This window comes from uncultured Sneathiella sp. (assembly GCF_963973085.1).
In the GTDB taxonomy this organism is placed as follows: domain Bacteria; phylum Pseudomonadota; class Alphaproteobacteria; order Sneathiellales; family Sneathiellaceae; genus Sneathiella.
In genome coordinates this window covers 166,572-181,354 of record NZ_CAXAXA010000002.1, presented here as the reverse complement: position 1 = coordinate 181,354, position 14,783 = coordinate 166,572, and the positions used below count along the sequence as shown (strand labels likewise).

At 50.8% G+C, this 14,783-nt stretch carries 11 protein-coding genes; 6 read left to right on the top strand and 5 right to left on the bottom strand.

From position 1 onward, the window contains the following. Window positions 1-31 precede the first annotated feature (31 nt). A complete protein-coding gene (locus AACZ19_RS04985; protein WP_339631729.1) occupies window positions 32-1,054 on the top strand; it encodes a response regulator in 1,023 nt (340 codons plus the stop codon). Between the two features lie 13 nt (window positions 1,055-1,067). On the opposite strand, the gene AACZ19_RS04980 is transcribed toward AACZ19_RS04985, so the two are convergent. Next, window positions 1,068-3,203, bottom strand: coding sequence for an HD domain-containing phosphohydrolase (locus AACZ19_RS04980; RefSeq protein WP_339631727.1), 2,136 nt, complete (start codon window positions 3,201-3,203; stop codon window positions 1,068-1,070). Window positions 3,204-3,405: 202 nt separating this feature from the next. Between AACZ19_RS04980 and AACZ19_RS04975 the strand changes: the two genes are divergently transcribed. After that, the gene (locus AACZ19_RS04975; RefSeq protein WP_339631725.1) at window positions 3,406-4,053 is read left to right on the top strand and encodes a transglutaminase-like cysteine peptidase; all 648 of its coding nucleotides are present in this window, start codon (window positions 3,406-3,408) and stop codon (window positions 4,051-4,053) included. Between the two features lie 87 nt (window positions 4,054-4,140). Here AACZ19_RS04975 and AACZ19_RS04970 read toward each other — a convergent pair whose 3' ends face one another. Beyond that, window positions 4,141-5,484, bottom strand: a complete 1,344-nt coding sequence (locus AACZ19_RS04970; protein ID WP_339631724.1) for a TolC family outer membrane protein — start codon at window positions 5,482-5,484, stop codon at window positions 4,141-4,143. Between the two features lie 808 nt (window positions 5,485-6,292). On the opposite strand from AACZ19_RS04970, the gene AACZ19_RS04965 reads away from it, so the two are divergent. Genes AACZ19_RS04965 through AACZ19_RS04950 form a run of 4 tightly spaced genes read left to right on the top strand, consistent with a single transcriptional unit; the run spans window position 6,293 to window position 12,651 of the window. Next, window positions 6,293-8,548: a type I secretion system permease/ATPase gene (locus AACZ19_RS04965; RefSeq protein ID WP_339631722.1), complete on the top strand. Its 2,256-nt coding sequence runs from the start codon at window positions 6,293-6,295 to the stop codon at window positions 8,546-8,548. Window positions 8,549-8,550: 2 nt separating this feature from the next. Next, window positions 8,551-9,879 (top strand): HlyD family type I secretion periplasmic adaptor subunit, encoded by a 1,329-nt coding sequence (locus AACZ19_RS04960; RefSeq protein WP_339631720.1) that lies wholly within the window; start codon window positions 8,551-8,553, stop codon window positions 9,877-9,879. 11 nt (window positions 9,880-9,890) lie between these two features. Next, the gene (locus AACZ19_RS04955; protein ID WP_339631719.1) at window positions 9,891-10,595 is read left to right on the top strand and encodes a transglutaminase-like cysteine peptidase; all 705 of its coding nucleotides are present in this window, start codon (window positions 9,891-9,893) and stop codon (window positions 10,593-10,595) included. Beyond that, window positions 10,588-12,651, top strand: a complete 2,064-nt coding sequence (locus AACZ19_RS04950; RefSeq protein WP_339631717.1) for an HD domain-containing phosphohydrolase — start codon at window positions 10,588-10,590, stop codon at window positions 12,649-12,651. The genes AACZ19_RS04955 and AACZ19_RS04950 overlap by 8 nt, the downstream gene beginning before the upstream one ends. Here the strand turns inward: AACZ19_RS04950 and AACZ19_RS04945 are convergent. From AACZ19_RS04945 to AACZ19_RS04935, 3 genes are all read right to left on the bottom strand, one after another. Continuing rightward, window positions 12,648-12,965: a hypothetical protein gene (locus AACZ19_RS04945; RefSeq protein ID WP_339631715.1), complete on the bottom strand. Its 318-nt coding sequence runs from the start codon at window positions 12,963-12,965 to the stop codon at window positions 12,648-12,650. The genes AACZ19_RS04950 and AACZ19_RS04945 overlap by 4 nt on opposite strands. A gap of 152 nt (window positions 12,966-13,117) precedes the next feature. After that, a complete protein-coding gene (locus AACZ19_RS04940) occupies window positions 13,118-13,978 on the bottom strand; it encodes a trypsin-like serine protease (RefSeq protein WP_339631713.1) in 861 nt (286 codons plus the stop codon). 10 nt (window positions 13,979-13,988) lie between these two features. Then, on the bottom strand, window positions 13,989-14,753 hold the full coding sequence (locus AACZ19_RS04935) for an SDR family oxidoreductase (RefSeq protein ID WP_339631711.1): 765 nt from the start codon (window positions 14,751-14,753) through the stop codon (window positions 13,989-13,991). Window positions 14,754-14,783: the final 30 nt, after the last annotated feature.

Sequence of the window (14,783 nt, the reverse complement as noted above, 5' to 3'; positions counted from 1 at the left end):
AATCAGGCAAAAAGCCGGATAGACCTGCTCAATGGACGAAAATGCAACCGCGACAGTCCGCTTTATAGGACGAAAGGAAGAGGATGCCCAGCAAATTAGCTGGATGCTTTCCAATGCCGCAAGTGCAAATTTTTCATTTGAGCATGTTTCCTGTCTGGAGAATTTCATTGAGGCCGGACGGGGACAAAATGGCGATGTCATTATTCTCGACATAACTGAAACATCAGGCTCCCATCTCGACGCGATCTCCACTCTCAGCGCAAAAATTCCGCAGACGCCCGTTGTCGTGTTGACCGATGATGACGAGACAGTCGGGCGGGAAGCCATTCGTCAGGGCGCGCAGGATTACCTCGTCAAAAGCCAATTAACAACCGACGGAATGTCCCGCAATCTGCTTAATGCCATTCAAAGGCATCAGGGACATCAACGTAATGCCGAGGCCGCGCCGCTCTTGGATTCTGCCACTGCCGTTCTGAACAGGCTCCCCATCGGCGTCATCCTTGTGACCGCGGATTCAAGGATCCTGTTCTTCAATGACAAGGCCAAACGGTATCTGGAACAAGGAGACGGCCTGGTCGTCGGTGCGGACAAGATATGTCGTGCCACACTGCCGGGCGAAAGCCGCGCGTTGGCAAAATTGTTGTCTGACACCCTCTCCCCGGATGAAAAGGCGAAGGCCGAAGGCGATTTTGCAATCTCCATAACACGGATGGAAAGCGATTATCCGCTCAACATCATGGTGGCCCCGATCGGGACAGGTGTTGCAGGCAAGGGCGCGGTTTTGTTTGTCTCCGATCCCGCAGAACCAGTAGAACTTTCAATTGACAGCATTTGTCGTCTTTATGGATTGACCCCCGCGGAAGGTCGCCTCGCGCTTGGCCTGACGAATGGAGACAAACTCGATGATCTGGCGGAGAAATGGGGTGTGAGTATGCATACAGTCCGCTCCCAACTCAGGCAGATTTTCCGCAAAACGGATACAAGCCGACAGAGTGAAGTCGTCAAGCTGATCCTTACAGGACCGGCCGCGCTACAGGCATCCGTAAGCCGGTGATAACTTCGGGCGTCTAGGGTTCCTGTTTATCCGGAGTCTGATCGACACTTTCCGAGAAATACTTCCAGGCTTCGCGCCCACCCCGGTTCTCAAGATAATTGATGAGAGCGCTAACCATCCGCCGATCATACCGAATATCGGCATCTTCAAGCAGGTTTTTGACAGCTGCACTGAAACCGAGCGCACTGCGATAAGCGCGCGGGCTTACCATCCCGACAAAGGCGTTCGCGACAGCAATAATGCGCGCCGCTTCCGTAATTTCCGTGCCCTTTAGGCCGTTCGGCTGCCCGCTCCCATCAAAATTTTCCTGGAGTTGGCGCAATGTCGTTGTAATCGGCAAATCGAAGTTCACTTCTTCCAGAAGGTCCGCACTCGCAACAAGGCTATTGCGGATAATGCTCATTTCTTTTTTGGTCAGATTTTTCGTCTTTGTCAGGAGTTCCGGTGGCACCAGTATCTTACCAATATTCATCAGGTTGCCCGCAATATCAACGGTTCGCACAAGCTCTTCCGACGCATCCATTTCGCCGGCAATGGCAACGGCAACTTTCGCCACGCGACGTGACTGGTCCGCCGAATAGGGATCCCGCCGATCAACGAAAGCAACCAGCGTCGAGACCAGATTGCGCAGGACATCCTCCCGGCGCTCCTGCGCAATCACGACGTCGGAAATATCCTGAAATACCGTGAGCACTTCCTTGCTGTTCACACGGGCGGAGCGCAATGGCACGAAGTCCGATTTGATAACGCGATCGGGATTTTCCTCTGTTTCACTCTTCAAACGACTGACGATCGAACGAGGCTCATAGTCCTGACGGACGAGATTGGTCATCTCAATAATCTCCCGGGCCAAGCTTGGTCCAAGGACGCTCGTCGCCTTTTTACCAATCATCTCTTCCTGAGATATATCAATTTCTTCAGCGGCGACGCTATTGGCGAAGGTATATTTATCCTCAGCGTCAAAGACAGCAATTGCCGTCGGTTGCTGGTCAGTGACAATTTTCAAAAACTCGCTTCGCTCTTTAAGCCGTTCCGCTATATTCTTGTAGCGCACGGCGAGCTCCGCCGCCCGGATTGATGTCCCGTGGCGCCAGACCGCAACAACCGTCCCTGCAATGGCAAAGATCAGGAGCAGAAAAATCCCCAGCATCGTTTGCAACCGCTGGTCTGTTTCCGAGAGAGCCTCTTGCTCTGATACTGTCCGTACAAGATACCATGGCGCAATCGAGAGCGCCCGCCCGGTCACCAGAACCTTATTGCCCAGATAGTTTGCTGAAATCGCAAAATCTCCGGGATTGTCGATGACAAATGCGGCCGCCAAATCCTTCTGGGCGCTCAATTTCCTGGTTAGCGCCAAGGTTCCGTCGGCCAATGGAGATATGTACTGCACAAGATTGCTGTCCCGGCGGACAAGATAATTCTCAGCAGTTTGCAGGGTGTCGCCAGGCTGGAATAGCAAAGGGAACAGCGAGGTCTCTACTGTCCGCAGTCCAATGACATAGCCAATGATATCTTTGGCGCTGCCTTCATCCTGAACGGCAAAGACAGGCCAGACAAAGCCAAGAGTTGGATCACCGTTGATCCCTTCATACAAATCTATAAATGCTGCACTACCTTCACCTGCCTTCGCCATGGCCGCCCGGATCATTGAGTTCAAAGGCGGCATGCTGCCACTTGAAACAAGCAAATCCCCGGTTGCATCGGTAAGGGCAATCCCGGCACGACCCGGCCGCGACACATTTGCCCGAACCTGCGGTTCCTCAGGCTCCCAGAAGCCGCTGATGACCGCCTGGTTATTCAGCAGATTGATGAGGTAACCCGCCTCCGGCACTTCCGTGATGGCGTTCCCGTTTTCGGACGTTTCGATAACCAGCTGTGTAAGATAAACCTGCAATGACGCATTCGTCGCGAGCGTTCCGATCGCCTGTTCCTGTTTGCGTAGCCATTCTTCGACACTCGCCGTGCGGCTGTCCGCAACAATACCCAGACGAATTTCCCAATTCCGTATGTCACGCGCGCGTTGCTCTTCCACAAATTTGAAGGTGCCCCAAACTCCGGCAATGACGACAGCCAGAAGCAGCAGAACACTAATCCCAAGCGTTCTGTACGTCTTGCCTTTTACTGGTTCTTCAGTCTGCGTGTCTGTCATGGATGCCCCGGTACATATAAACTACTTGCCCATAGAATGACGTGGAACCCTTTAAGATAGGTAAATTCCTATCATTTAACCTATGCAATTATCTGTGTACCTTGCAACGACAATAGGGCCTCTGGTTAGCCTTTGTTAACCATTTGTTGTCCATAATGCCACCGTTCGGAGATGGAATAAAATTAAAACAGGAACAAACTCGGTGGCAGGCACAAGCAAGCAGTTATTCACGGTTTTACGGGCAGTTACGCTCGCCTGCATGCTTGTCATCATCCCACTGACCACAGAGGCGGAAGCTGTCGGTCTTTTCGGATATGAGGCAACTCCCTATTCCGGCCTTAAACCTTTTCCCAAATGGCGTAAGGTACTCAACACCTACAAAAACGAACCGGGGGAATGCGTTCCAAACAAGTACAATCGCTGCGCCTACCAGAAATGGGCCGCCCTGATTGACGAATGGAGGTTACTGCCGAAAGAAAAGCAGCTCGAAAAAGTTAACCGTCACATGAATTTATTTCGGTATATCCTCGACCCAATCAACTGGGGCGTTCGTGATTACTGGGAAATTCCGAAGGAGTTTTTTGCGCGGTTCGGGGACTGTGAAGATTATGCAATCGTCAAATATTTTACTTTGCGCGCACTCGGCTGGTCTGCAAAAGACATGAAAATAGTGGTGTTGCAAGATATCAACCTAGCAGTAGCTCACGCAATTCTTGTTGTTGAATTCAAAGGCAAGAGCCTGGTGCTCGATAATCAGATCGGTCAGATCGTCGATGCAAAACGTATTCGTCACTATAAGCCTATCTATTCAGTGAACGAGGCAGGCTGGTGGCGACACAAGCCTCAATAAGCATGTATCCGAGAAAAGAAAAAGCCGCTCTATATTCATAGAGCGGCTTTGTCAATTTCCAAGATCCAGCTAGCGTCTTTGGAGACTCTAGCCTTTTTCCATCGGCGTCGCTTCATTTGGAAGCGTTACACCAAGTGTTGAATTCAATCGTCCCATTGTCGCCAGCAGCCGGTATTTGGCAAACCGTACCGAATATTCGACCGTTACCAAAGAGGTTCTGGAGTTAAAAAGCTCATTGTCGGCATACAGAAGATCCAGCAGGTCCCGCTGGCCAATTTCGAATTCCTGCCCATATGTCGAGGCAACTTCACGGTTGGCAACAACAGCGGCCGCAAGAACTTCCGAACGGGCTTGCGAACGGGCAAGTGAACTCCAGCTACGGCGGACTTCCTCTTCAACCAAACGCTCAAACCGAAGTTTCCGCTGTTCGGTCTCGGCTTTGCGTGCAATCGCTTCCTTCTCGCGGCCCTCATCAATACCACCGCGATACAGATTATAGCGCAACCGCACCATGGCAAGAAAATCGTCGTTATGCCCGTCAACTCCATCGATGTTATTGTCAGCAGAGGCACCAACTTCCAAATTTATTGTCGGATAGTAGCTCGCCTGTGTGGCCCTGATTTCCGCCTCAGACGACTTGATATCAGATTCAGCAAATTTAAGATCGGGATTACTCTCAAGCGCAATGGCGACAATATCATCGATATTGTCCGGAAGGGTGCCGTCGCTGAATTCAGGCTGCGTCAGATTTGCAGGCGGTGCACCGACAACGCGCTGATACGTAATTTCCGCATCATCCAGCGCCCGCATTGTCTCAACCAATGTATCTTCCGCGGCGGCCAGACGAGCCAGCGCTTGCTGATCATCCCCGATGCCGCTCTGCCCGGCGCTCACACGGTCCTGAATTTCATTTAAGGTGCGGCGATGCTTTTCAACATTCTGTCGGGCCAGTTCGACTATTTCAATACTCCGGAGTGTATCAAGATAGGCACGCACCGCGTCCAGAGCAATCGCTTCTGCGCGCTCCCTCACACGATAAGCAGCGCTGTCGACCCGGTTTCCCTGCCGATCAACTTCGGCGCTGCGGAAACCACCATCGTACAGAGTCTGCACAAGAAGAAGACTTGACTCAGTGCGGCGCAAATCTTCATTGTCGATGGTAACTGTATCGGTCCATTCATAGCCGATGCCGGCTGCCAGATCCAGAGTTGGAAGATAAAGCCCTTCTGCCTGCTTCAACTCCTGATCGACCGCCCGGCGATTAGCAGATGCCTCCGCAATTTCAGGATAGGTAGAAACCGTTTGCTGAACTGCCTCGTTCAAGGTTTCCGAATGCGCGGCCCCCGCCGCGAGAAAACTACCGAATACTGCCGTTAGAATACTGGCGGAAAGCACATTCCTTGTCTTAACCGCGCTGTTTCTAAACTTCATGCCCCTCTCCCATTTCGTCCGTTTTGATCGTCATGACAACATTTCGCTCTAAATTATGCTTATCAAGACTTAACAAAACGTCCAAGATCGTTTTATGTGTTGGGTAATCTACCCGTTCTTTTTGCCCACGATCAACTTTATATGTCCGTGACCTTGCCAGAATTCGCAGGGACCCGACCGCCCTGTGGCCAAATTACAACAGCAATCGTCTCGACAACATAAAACTGTGTTCAAAAAATGCATTGAAGCTCTAACACATCGGAAATCCGCGACCTAATCGTTAAACCCCCATGTCTTGCCGTGCAGGCTATACAGGGTTAATTTTTGTTGAAAAAAGCCAAGAAACTCCGCAATTATTCTTATATATATGTTTCGGTCATACACTTTATGTTTTGAAAAGCATTTTGGAGCGACTGAACTCTAGGCCTTATGTGCCGGGAATAGATAATTTTAGACGTTTTGTTAACTGCATTTTCACCAAATGAGCATTGAATGGGTTAAGTATGGTCATAGACGCAAAAGCGAAATGCCCTGACAGGCTGTGCAAATTGGGTTGCAAGCGACGTTCGAGACAAAAAAATGAGGCGAAAATAATTGATCCGGACAATGAACATATCGGATTTTACAATCAGGCTCTGTGGGACGACGTGATGATATCTTGGGGAAAAATGGGGGCGAGAAAGTGAGTGATAAATCACGTAATCCTTTACCCTTGGATACCGCGTCTGCAAGTAGTCTTTTCGCATCCAAAGGCGGAGAAAAGACCACCTCTGGCGGGAACCCGAAGCCAGAGAGAAAGAAAGAGCCAATGAAGGCCGAAGATAAAGGCGCCATTAGCCCGGCCATGACGAACGAACCCCGACAGAAACGCGAGTGGACAATAAACTTATCCGAAGTCACGCGGTCGGACCAGGATCCCCTGCTTGGTTGCCTTGCGGCTTTAACCAAACTTTTTGATGATCCCAGAACGCCGGACGCCCTTATTTATGGGCTGCCGCTTGAAGGCAACAGATTAACGCCGCAACTGTTCGTCCGCGCCGCAGAGCGCGTAGGGATTAGCGCCCGTATTTCCAACCGCAGCCTTGACAAAGTGCCGGATGTTGTCCTGCCTTGCGTCATTTTACTGAAAGATCGCCGCGCCTGCATTTTGCTCTCACGAAATGACCATGAGGCAACTGTCATTTTCCCCGAGACGGGTGAAGGCAGTGATAGCCTTCCCTTAAAAGAGCTCGAAGAGCTTTACGCCGGATACACGATATTGACACGGCCAAGCTTCAAGTACCGTGTCGACAAGGATGAGAAGCTACAAAATCGCTCCGGTTCCTGGTTCTGGGGCACAATGAGGCAATTCTGGCCGACATATCTTCAGGTCATCGTTGCCGCGTTCCTGATTAACAGCTTTGCGCTCGCAAGCCCGCTCTTCATTATGAATGTCTATGATCGCGTTGTTCCCAATCGCGCACTGGAAACACTCTGGGTCCTGGCGATTGGTGTTGTTATCGTCATCGGTTTCGATTTGCTCCTGAAATCGCTCAGGGCCTATTTCGTCGACAATGCGGGCAAGCGGGCGGACGTCCTGCTGTCCAGCCGGATTTTCGAACAGGTTCTCAATCTGCAAGTCAAGGCGAGACCAACATCGGCAGGCGCCTTCGCCAACCATTTGCGTGAATTCGAAACATTACGGGATTTCTTTACATCGGTCACTGTGACTGCGCTTGTGGATCTGCCTTTTCTCGGAATCTTCCTGTTTATTATCTACCTGATCGGCGGGTCGCTGTTTATAATTCCGGCGGTTGCTATTCCCGCCGTTCTCATCATCGGGCTATTCCTGCAATGGCCGATGCGCCGCGCGGTCGCAAAAACATCCGAAGAAGCCGCACAAAAACATGGCGTCATCATCGAAACAATCTCAGCCCTCGATACGGTGAAAAGCATGGGGATTGAGGGGCATATGCAGAAGGAATGGGAACGCTTTGTCGGAAAGACAGCCGAAACCGGTGTGGCGGCCCGGTTTTTTGCCGGCCTTGGCATTAATCTTTCTGCCACCGCAATGCAGCTCGTAACGGTCGGGGTTGTTGTTTATGGGGTCATACTTATGGGCGAACCCAACTCAACAATCACAGTTGGGGCTCTGATCGCCTGTACAATTCTGACAGGCCGAACAATGGCCCCATTGGGTCAGATTGCAGGTCTTCTCACCCGCCTTAATCAGGCAATGGTCGCCCTGAAGGGTCTCAATAACATCATGTCCCTACCGGTGGAACGCGGCGCAGAAAAACGTCAGCTCAGCCGGCCGAATATACAGGGGGACATCGAGTTCAAGAATGTCACCTTCAAATATCCGGGCTCAGACTTGCCCTCTCTCAATAATGTCTCCTTCAAGATCAGCGCGGGCGAGAAAGTTGGCATTATCGGACCCGTGGGCTCAGGAAAAACGACGATTTCACGTTTGCTGATCAATCTTTATGAACCCGATGAAGGCGCTGTACTAATAGATGGCACGGATATCAGGCAGATTGATCCGTCCGATATCCGCCGCAGCATTGGCAGTGTCATGCAGGATATTACACTCTTTCAAGCATCCGTGCGGCAGAACATTACCATGGGGCATCCGCAAGCGGATGATGAGATGATCCTGAATGCTGCGAAACTGTCCGGTGTTCATGATTTTATTTCCAAGCATCCACATGGATATGATCTGCATGTGGGGGAAAAGGGTGCCACGATGTCCGGCGGACAGCGACAGACAATCGGGCTTGCCCGCGCCTTTCTGCCCAATCCGCCCATCCTGATGCTTGATGAGCCGACCAGTGCTATGGATTTAAATTCCGAGCGCCAGCTGATCAACCGGTTGCAATCGTATATCGACGGAAAGACTGTCCTTCTGGTAACCCATCGTACCTCGCTTTTCTCACTGGTTGACCGGATCATTGTGTTGGGAAATGGTAAAATCGCGGCCGATGGTCCACGTGACGAAATCCTGAAGCTTGGACAGAGTGGCAATGCCGCCTCTAGAACTGTGTCGGCGACTGTCACCAAGCCTCTTCCGAGAAAGGAGGAGTAGCGATGTCAGCAAAGCTCAAATGGAACGATACTGACTTTGCTTCCGATGTCGTTGCTGCAAAAATACAAGGGCCGCATCCGCGCGCCTTTTTGTTGTTGTTCGGAATTGTTGCTTTTTTTGTCGTCGCTTTTTTCTGGTCGAAAAATGCCGTTCTGGACGAAGTGACTCGCGGAGACGGAAAAGTCATACCCTCCAGTCAGGTTCAGATAATCCAGAACCTGGAAGGGGGTATCCTTCAGGACTTGCTGGTCCGTGAAGGCGACATTGTCGAGAAGGGACAAATCCTCCTTCGTATTGATGCTACAGGATATGCCTCCCGTGCCGGTGAAATTGAATCAAACTACCTCAATCTAATGGGACGTATCGCCCGCCTTGAGGCGGAAGCGTCAGGGGAGCCGCTAACTTTCCCCGCTGAATTGATAGCAGAGCGAAAAGACATCACCATCCGCGAACAGAATCTATTTAATGCCCGACAGGCGGCTCTGCAATCCCAGATCCAGATCCTGCGCCAGCAAGCGCAACAGCGGAAGCAAGAAATTGCTGAGATCAATGGGAAACTGAGTCAATTCCGCGCCAGTCTTGGCCTTGCCAATGAAGAAATGGAAATTACGGCCCCCTTGGTCAAGAAAGGGATCGTGCCAAAAGTGGACTCCCTCAAACTGCGCCGCGAAATCAACGAGCTGGAGGGCCAGATCGCCGCCTCCAAACTCTCCCTTCCGCGGGTGGAAGGTGCGCTGAAAGAGGCGAACCAGCGTATTGAAGAGAAAATTCTAAGTTTTAAGAGTTCCGCCTCACAAGAACTTAGTCAGACCCGCGCAGAATATGAAGCGGCGCGCCAGGCCATTCTTGGCGTCAAAGATCGCGTGGCCCGGACAGATGTTCGATCACCGGTAACCGGTGAAGTCAAAGATGTGAAAATCCAGACAATTGGCGGCGTTGTCAAACCGGGGCAGGATATTATCGAAATCGTTCCAATTGATGATACGCTTTTGGTGGAGGCCAATATCCGGCCCGCTGATATCGCGTTCCTCCGACCCGGCCAGGAGGCAACTGTCAAAATTACAGCCTATGACTACTCTATTTATGGCGGGTTGCCGGCAAAATTGGAGCGGATCAGCGCAGATACCATCGTCGATGAAAAAACCGGCGAAAGTTATTACCAGATCATCGTGCGTACCGATCAAAATTCCTTGAAGCGAGGCGAAAATAGTTACCCGATCATTCCGGGGATGGTCGCTTCCGTTGATATCCTGACAGGGCATAAAACAGTCCTCGATTATATCCTGAAACCGATCCTGAAGACTCGGGATACGGCGTTGAGGGAACGCTGATGCGCCACGTTATGAACCAAACATCTTTGTTCGCCCTGCTGGCAGCGGGTGTTTTGCTCATTGGTCTCTCAAATGGAGTATCTGTTCAGGCTGAAGTTACGGAAAAAGGCCTTTTTGGAATGGTTGAAATTTCTTCAGATAATCTTGATGCACTGCCGCGCTGGCAAAAAGTTATGGAGAGCTTTCCGAAACTTGCTGCGGCAGCAAAAGCTTGCGATGCAAAAATCGAAGATTGCAAATCGCAACAGATGACGCTGTGGCGCACGAAAATCGCGGAGCTGGAACGGGAAGACAAGCGCATCCAGATGCACGGCATAAACCGCTTTTTGAATGGTTGGAAGCACAACGCGAGTGACCCGGGCAATGGGTCCGATGCAGAGTGGATTGCCCCGCTTGAATTTATTTCGAATGGCGGCGGGTCACGTGACTTTTCAGTCATGAAATACATCAGCCTAAAAGAACTAGGCTTCGACCCGGACACCATGCGGATCGTGATTGCCAATGATGTATTGCGCAACGAAACCCACGGTTTGCTGAGCGTTGAACTTCGTGGAAAGCGCTATATCCTTGATAGCATCAATAATACAATCCTCGATGATCACCATATCAACTATTATCTGCCGCTCTACTCGGTCAATGAAACGACACGCTGGGCACATATCCCTCAGGACTACCTGATTGCACAGGAAGCGTCCGGGAGTGAGAAAAATGACTGATGCATCGTTGAAGCTCGAACTGAATTCCTTTCTTTCCAGGGAATCGCCGGACGACAAGGGCCTGTCTGGGAACATGCCTATGAAATTTGCCGCCGTTTTTCTCTTTGTGCTGGCAGTTCTGGGTTATTTTATCTGCGACTACGCCGTTGAATCGCGTAAAGACGCGATGGTTGAGGAATTACACAAACGGTTAGACGTCAGCGCATCGGGAAAAGCTCGCGTGATCGAAACCTGGCTCGCGGGCACTATCCAGAATGCGGACAGGATTGCCTCCAATGACCTATTTCAGTTATTTGCGACAGAGATAAACCTTATTGGTGACAGAAAGCTGGAAAATTCTCTGAGTGCACAGCTTCCCTATATGCAAAATGCCCTGACCAAATTTACTGATCAGAACGAGCTGATTGGGGCTTACCTTATCGGTAAGACCGGTCGCGCATATTTCGCCTCCGGCAATGCCCCTGCGCTCAACGAGACCCAGCGGAGAATGGCTCAAGAACAATATTCGAAAGCGGATGTTACGTTTTTACCATTCCGAGAGGCAGGGGACGGACTTGTTTTCGATTATCTATTGCCGATCCGGGCCGCACAGACTGACCCTGCGAGCAATAATAATGTTGTCGGCGTTCTGTTGATCACTGTACCTGCCTCGAAACCACTCTCTAGATTTTTGGAGATAGAGCCTTTCAGCCTGCAAGTCGGCTCTACTCGGCTCTATCAGGAAAGGGATGGGGAATTTTTCCAGATTACTCCCCTCAACCCTCCGTTTTTAGATAGCCAAGCTGAGTTGGAATTCACCCCCGGCTCCATCGGCTTTCAGGAATTTCAAGATAGCAATGGTAGAGATATCTATACCTCTGGCGCAGCTGTAAGCGGTACAAACCTGATGGTTTTCCAGCTTGTCAGCAAGGCACACGCCCTTGCATCCCTTCAGAGTTATTCGATCTTCGTCTATGGTCTTGCGATATGTATTTTTATTGTCATCATGACGGTTCTGGCAACCATCTGGCTAATGTTCAAAGGCCAGAACGCTCGCGCACTTGCGCATCAATACAAGGAATTTGCGGCGCAGATCAACGTACAGCGGCGGTTATTGGGAAGCATCAACAACACCATTGACGAATTAATCAGCCTGACCGATCCGGAAGGCCGCTACATATATGCCAATCCATCCCTCGCCCGGCTTGCGGATTTTCCGCTTCGCTCCATACCCGGCAAAACTGATAGAGATATTTTTGGCGACAAGGCTGCGCGGGAACTTGCAGAATATGATCGCAAGGCCATCGCGACAGAACAAACTGTAAACGCCTTCGTCGATATAGAAACGCGGGACGGAGTGCGGACGTTGCGAGTCGCCAAATCGCGTTTTCTCAATGAAGAAGGCGCATTTATCGGCATTGTGACTGTATGCAGTGATATCACCGACTACGCGGAATACCAGCGCCGCAAGGAAGATATGGACCGCAAATCCATCAATGTTCTATCGCAAATGCTGGAGGCGAATGATCCCTACCTGTCTCATCACTCCGCACGTATGGCACAACTCGCCGACCATATCTCGACGGAGCTTGGGTTACCGCCGGAGACGCGTAAGCTGATCAACACGAGTGCACATCTTTCGCAGATTGGAAAAATCTCGATCCCGCGCGAAATCCGGGTAAAGACCTCTAGGCTCACAGAAAACGAACTGAAAATCATGCAAGGACATATTCTGACCGCAGAGAAGATTCTAACCAATGCGGATATGGAAAAGCCGGTCCTGGATGCAGTTACACAGATTAACGAATGCCTCGATGGTAGCGGTTATCCTAACGGCTTGACCGCAAATGAGATCAAGGTTCCGGCCCGTATACTTGGCATGGCGGATATTCTCATCGCCAGAATATCACCGCGCTCATATCGGGAAGCGACAACGGTTGACGAAGCGCTCAGAGTGTTCAGAGATAATCCGGAGAAATACGATTCTGAAATCGTGGAAGCAATGGTCCGGTTTTTCGACACGGAGATAGGTCGCGATTTTAAGGCAAGGATCGAAAAGAATGATGGAAAAGCTTAAGATTCGTCAGAAACAATATTACTTTTGACGAGCATATCCGTCGCGTCCGGCAAATCTTCCGGCGCAACGCTCCCAAGGGAAATATTGGCTCCCGATATTGTAAGCGTTCCGCCATTGCCAGCATCGTCAGATGCAAATTCCACTGCGGTACCACCGCTTTCCGTCGCGATGTTCAATGCATCGAACAATGCGTCCAGATCAACTGCGCCACTCTGATCCAGCTCCAGAAAGGCCGCGACTGTTTCGTCGGTATCATTCTGTGTCAAGGAATCCGCGGTATTCTGCCCGACGTCTTTCGCCTGTCCGTCACTCATCGTCACTACATCCTTCATGAGCCATGGCTCTCTCAAGGGGCCCATTGGTTAATTCTATATTACCTTAAACCGCGCTATTGAGCATTTCATCCCTCATTTGGAGTAGAATATAACAAATTTTGCCGTTTTTTCATAAAATTTTATGTATTTCGTCACTTTTGCGCCGCAGATACTTCGTCCTGAAACATATCAACAGCCAGGGCAATTCCGTCTGTCTCCCCATTGGATCGGGGCAGGGTCGCAACGTGAATACCCAGCAAAGTATATTGCTTTCCAGTCTGTAAAAACAAAGGAGACCCGGAATCGCCCTTTGTGGCATCACATTGATGTATCAATACAGAACCGGATTTACTCGATTGGATGCTCTTAATTTGACAGTTTGTATCGGCAGTCAGGACATGTGCGATATCTTTGCTGTAACCGCCCTGCACAACGGTCGACCCGGCCGCAATAAGCTTATTCAGATTTCGCGGATTTACCTTGGCAAGCTTGGCAAAACCGAATGATTTCCCAAGAGGCTTTTCAAGTCGCGCGATCGTCCAGTCATTTATAAAATCAGGACGAGATTGCTTTTTGACAGAAGAATTATCACCTGCCACAATGAAGCTTTTCACCTTTGAGTGCGCAGCAATTTCTCCTTTGTCATATCCAAGAACGAAGTGATAGGCGCTTGCAACAGACCATTGATTTCGCCGTTTGTCCCAGAAACAATGAGCCGCTGTCAAAATGGTTTCGGGTCCGACAAGCACGGCCGTGCAATGGTTTCCGGAGTGATTTAACCGACCGACCATCTGCCACGGTTTGGTGGAGATATCCACTCGCACCCGGTTATCATCTCCTTTGATGCCCAATACCTTGAGCGTTTTCGAAGGCCTACCGGGATCAGCTACGTTTATATCGGCTTCGTCTGCTCGCAGATCAATTGGCTGAAATGAAAGGACCCCAGCTGAAAACGCAAGAACAAGCGCGATTAATTGCTGTAGCCTTAAAGAGCGCCGCGAAAACAGCTTCATCTATTGTTCCTCAGACTGGCAGCCCAACCCTCTCGCGGAATGTTTCGTCGCGGATCGTGAGTTCCTGCCCCGCGAGATCACTGGCAGCATCGCTACAGAGCCACACAATCGCTTTCGCCGGTTCCTCAGCTGCGGCAAGGTTTTCACGGGGAATCTGACTTACCGGATTGATGCCGGATGCACGGATCACAACCTGCATTTCAGTATCAACAACACCCGGTGCAAAACCATAAACGCGCACGCCTTTCTCGCCGGCCTCCAAGGCCGTTGCCCGGGTAAGCATATATACCCCGGCCTTGCCAGAACAATATGCACCCCACCCCTCCATGGGGCCGTGCGCAGCGCCGGAGCTGATATTGATAATCACGCCTGACTGCTGCGCGAGAAAATTCGGCAAAACCGCCCGTGTTCCATGATAAACTCCGAGGAGGTTAACTGAGATATTACGGGCCCATTCATCCGGGTCACTCTCCGCGATTAGACCTATCGGGTCAACGATACCTGCGTTATTTATTATGGCATCAATTTTCCCATACCGATCCAGCGTTTCCGTTACCATCTTTTCCACGGCTGAAAAATCAGATACGTCGCAACTTGCGGCGAAAGCCTCTCCGCCGGCGTTTTTAATTTCCTCAAGGACAGTACTGCAGGAGGCTGCGGATCGCGCACTCAAACAGAGCTTTGCTCCCGATTCCGCGAGCGCCACGGCAGCCGCAGCGCCGATACCACGACTGGCACCCGTAACTAAAATGACCTGATCTGACAACTGACCCATCTAGTATCCTGACGTTTCTTAGTGTTAATT

Bases quoted from the DNA above. Each gene is read 5' to 3' on its own strand.
- AACZ19_RS04985 (WP_339631729.1), top strand. From the start codon at position 32: ATGGACGAAAATGCAACCGCGACAGTCCGCTTTATAGGACGAAAGGAA.
- AACZ19_RS04980 (WP_339631727.1), bottom strand. From the start codon at position 3,203: ATGACAGACACGCAGACTGAAGAACCAGTAAAAGGCAAGACGTACAGA.
- AACZ19_RS04970 (WP_339631724.1), bottom strand. From the start codon at position 5,484: ATGAAGTTTAGAAACAGCGCGGTTAAGACAAGGAATGTGCTTTCCGCC.
- AACZ19_RS04965 (WP_339631722.1), top strand. From the start codon at position 6,293: ATGAAGGCCGAAGATAAAGGCGCCATTAGCCCGGCCATGACGAACGAA.
- AACZ19_RS04960 (WP_339631720.1), top strand. From the start codon at position 8,551: ATGTCAGCAAAGCTCAAATGGAACGATACTGACTTTGCTTCCGATGTC.
- AACZ19_RS04955 (WP_339631719.1), top strand. From the start codon at position 9,891: ATGAACCAAACATCTTTGTTCGCCCTGCTGGCAGCGGGTGTTTTGCTC.
- AACZ19_RS04950 (WP_339631717.1), top strand. From the start codon at position 10,588: ATGACTGATGCATCGTTGAAGCTCGAACTGAATTCCTTTCTTTCCAGG.
- AACZ19_RS04945 (WP_339631715.1), bottom strand. From the start codon at position 12,965: ATGAGTGACGGACAGGCGAAAGACGTCGGGCAGAATACCGCGGATTCC.
- AACZ19_RS04940 (WP_339631713.1), bottom strand. From the start codon at position 13,978: ATGAAGCTGTTTTCGCGGCGCTCTTTAAGGCTACAGCAATTAATCGCG.
- AACZ19_RS04935 (WP_339631711.1), bottom strand. From the start codon at position 14,753: ATGGGTCAGTTGTCAGATCAGGTCATTTTAGTTACGGGTGCCAGTCGT.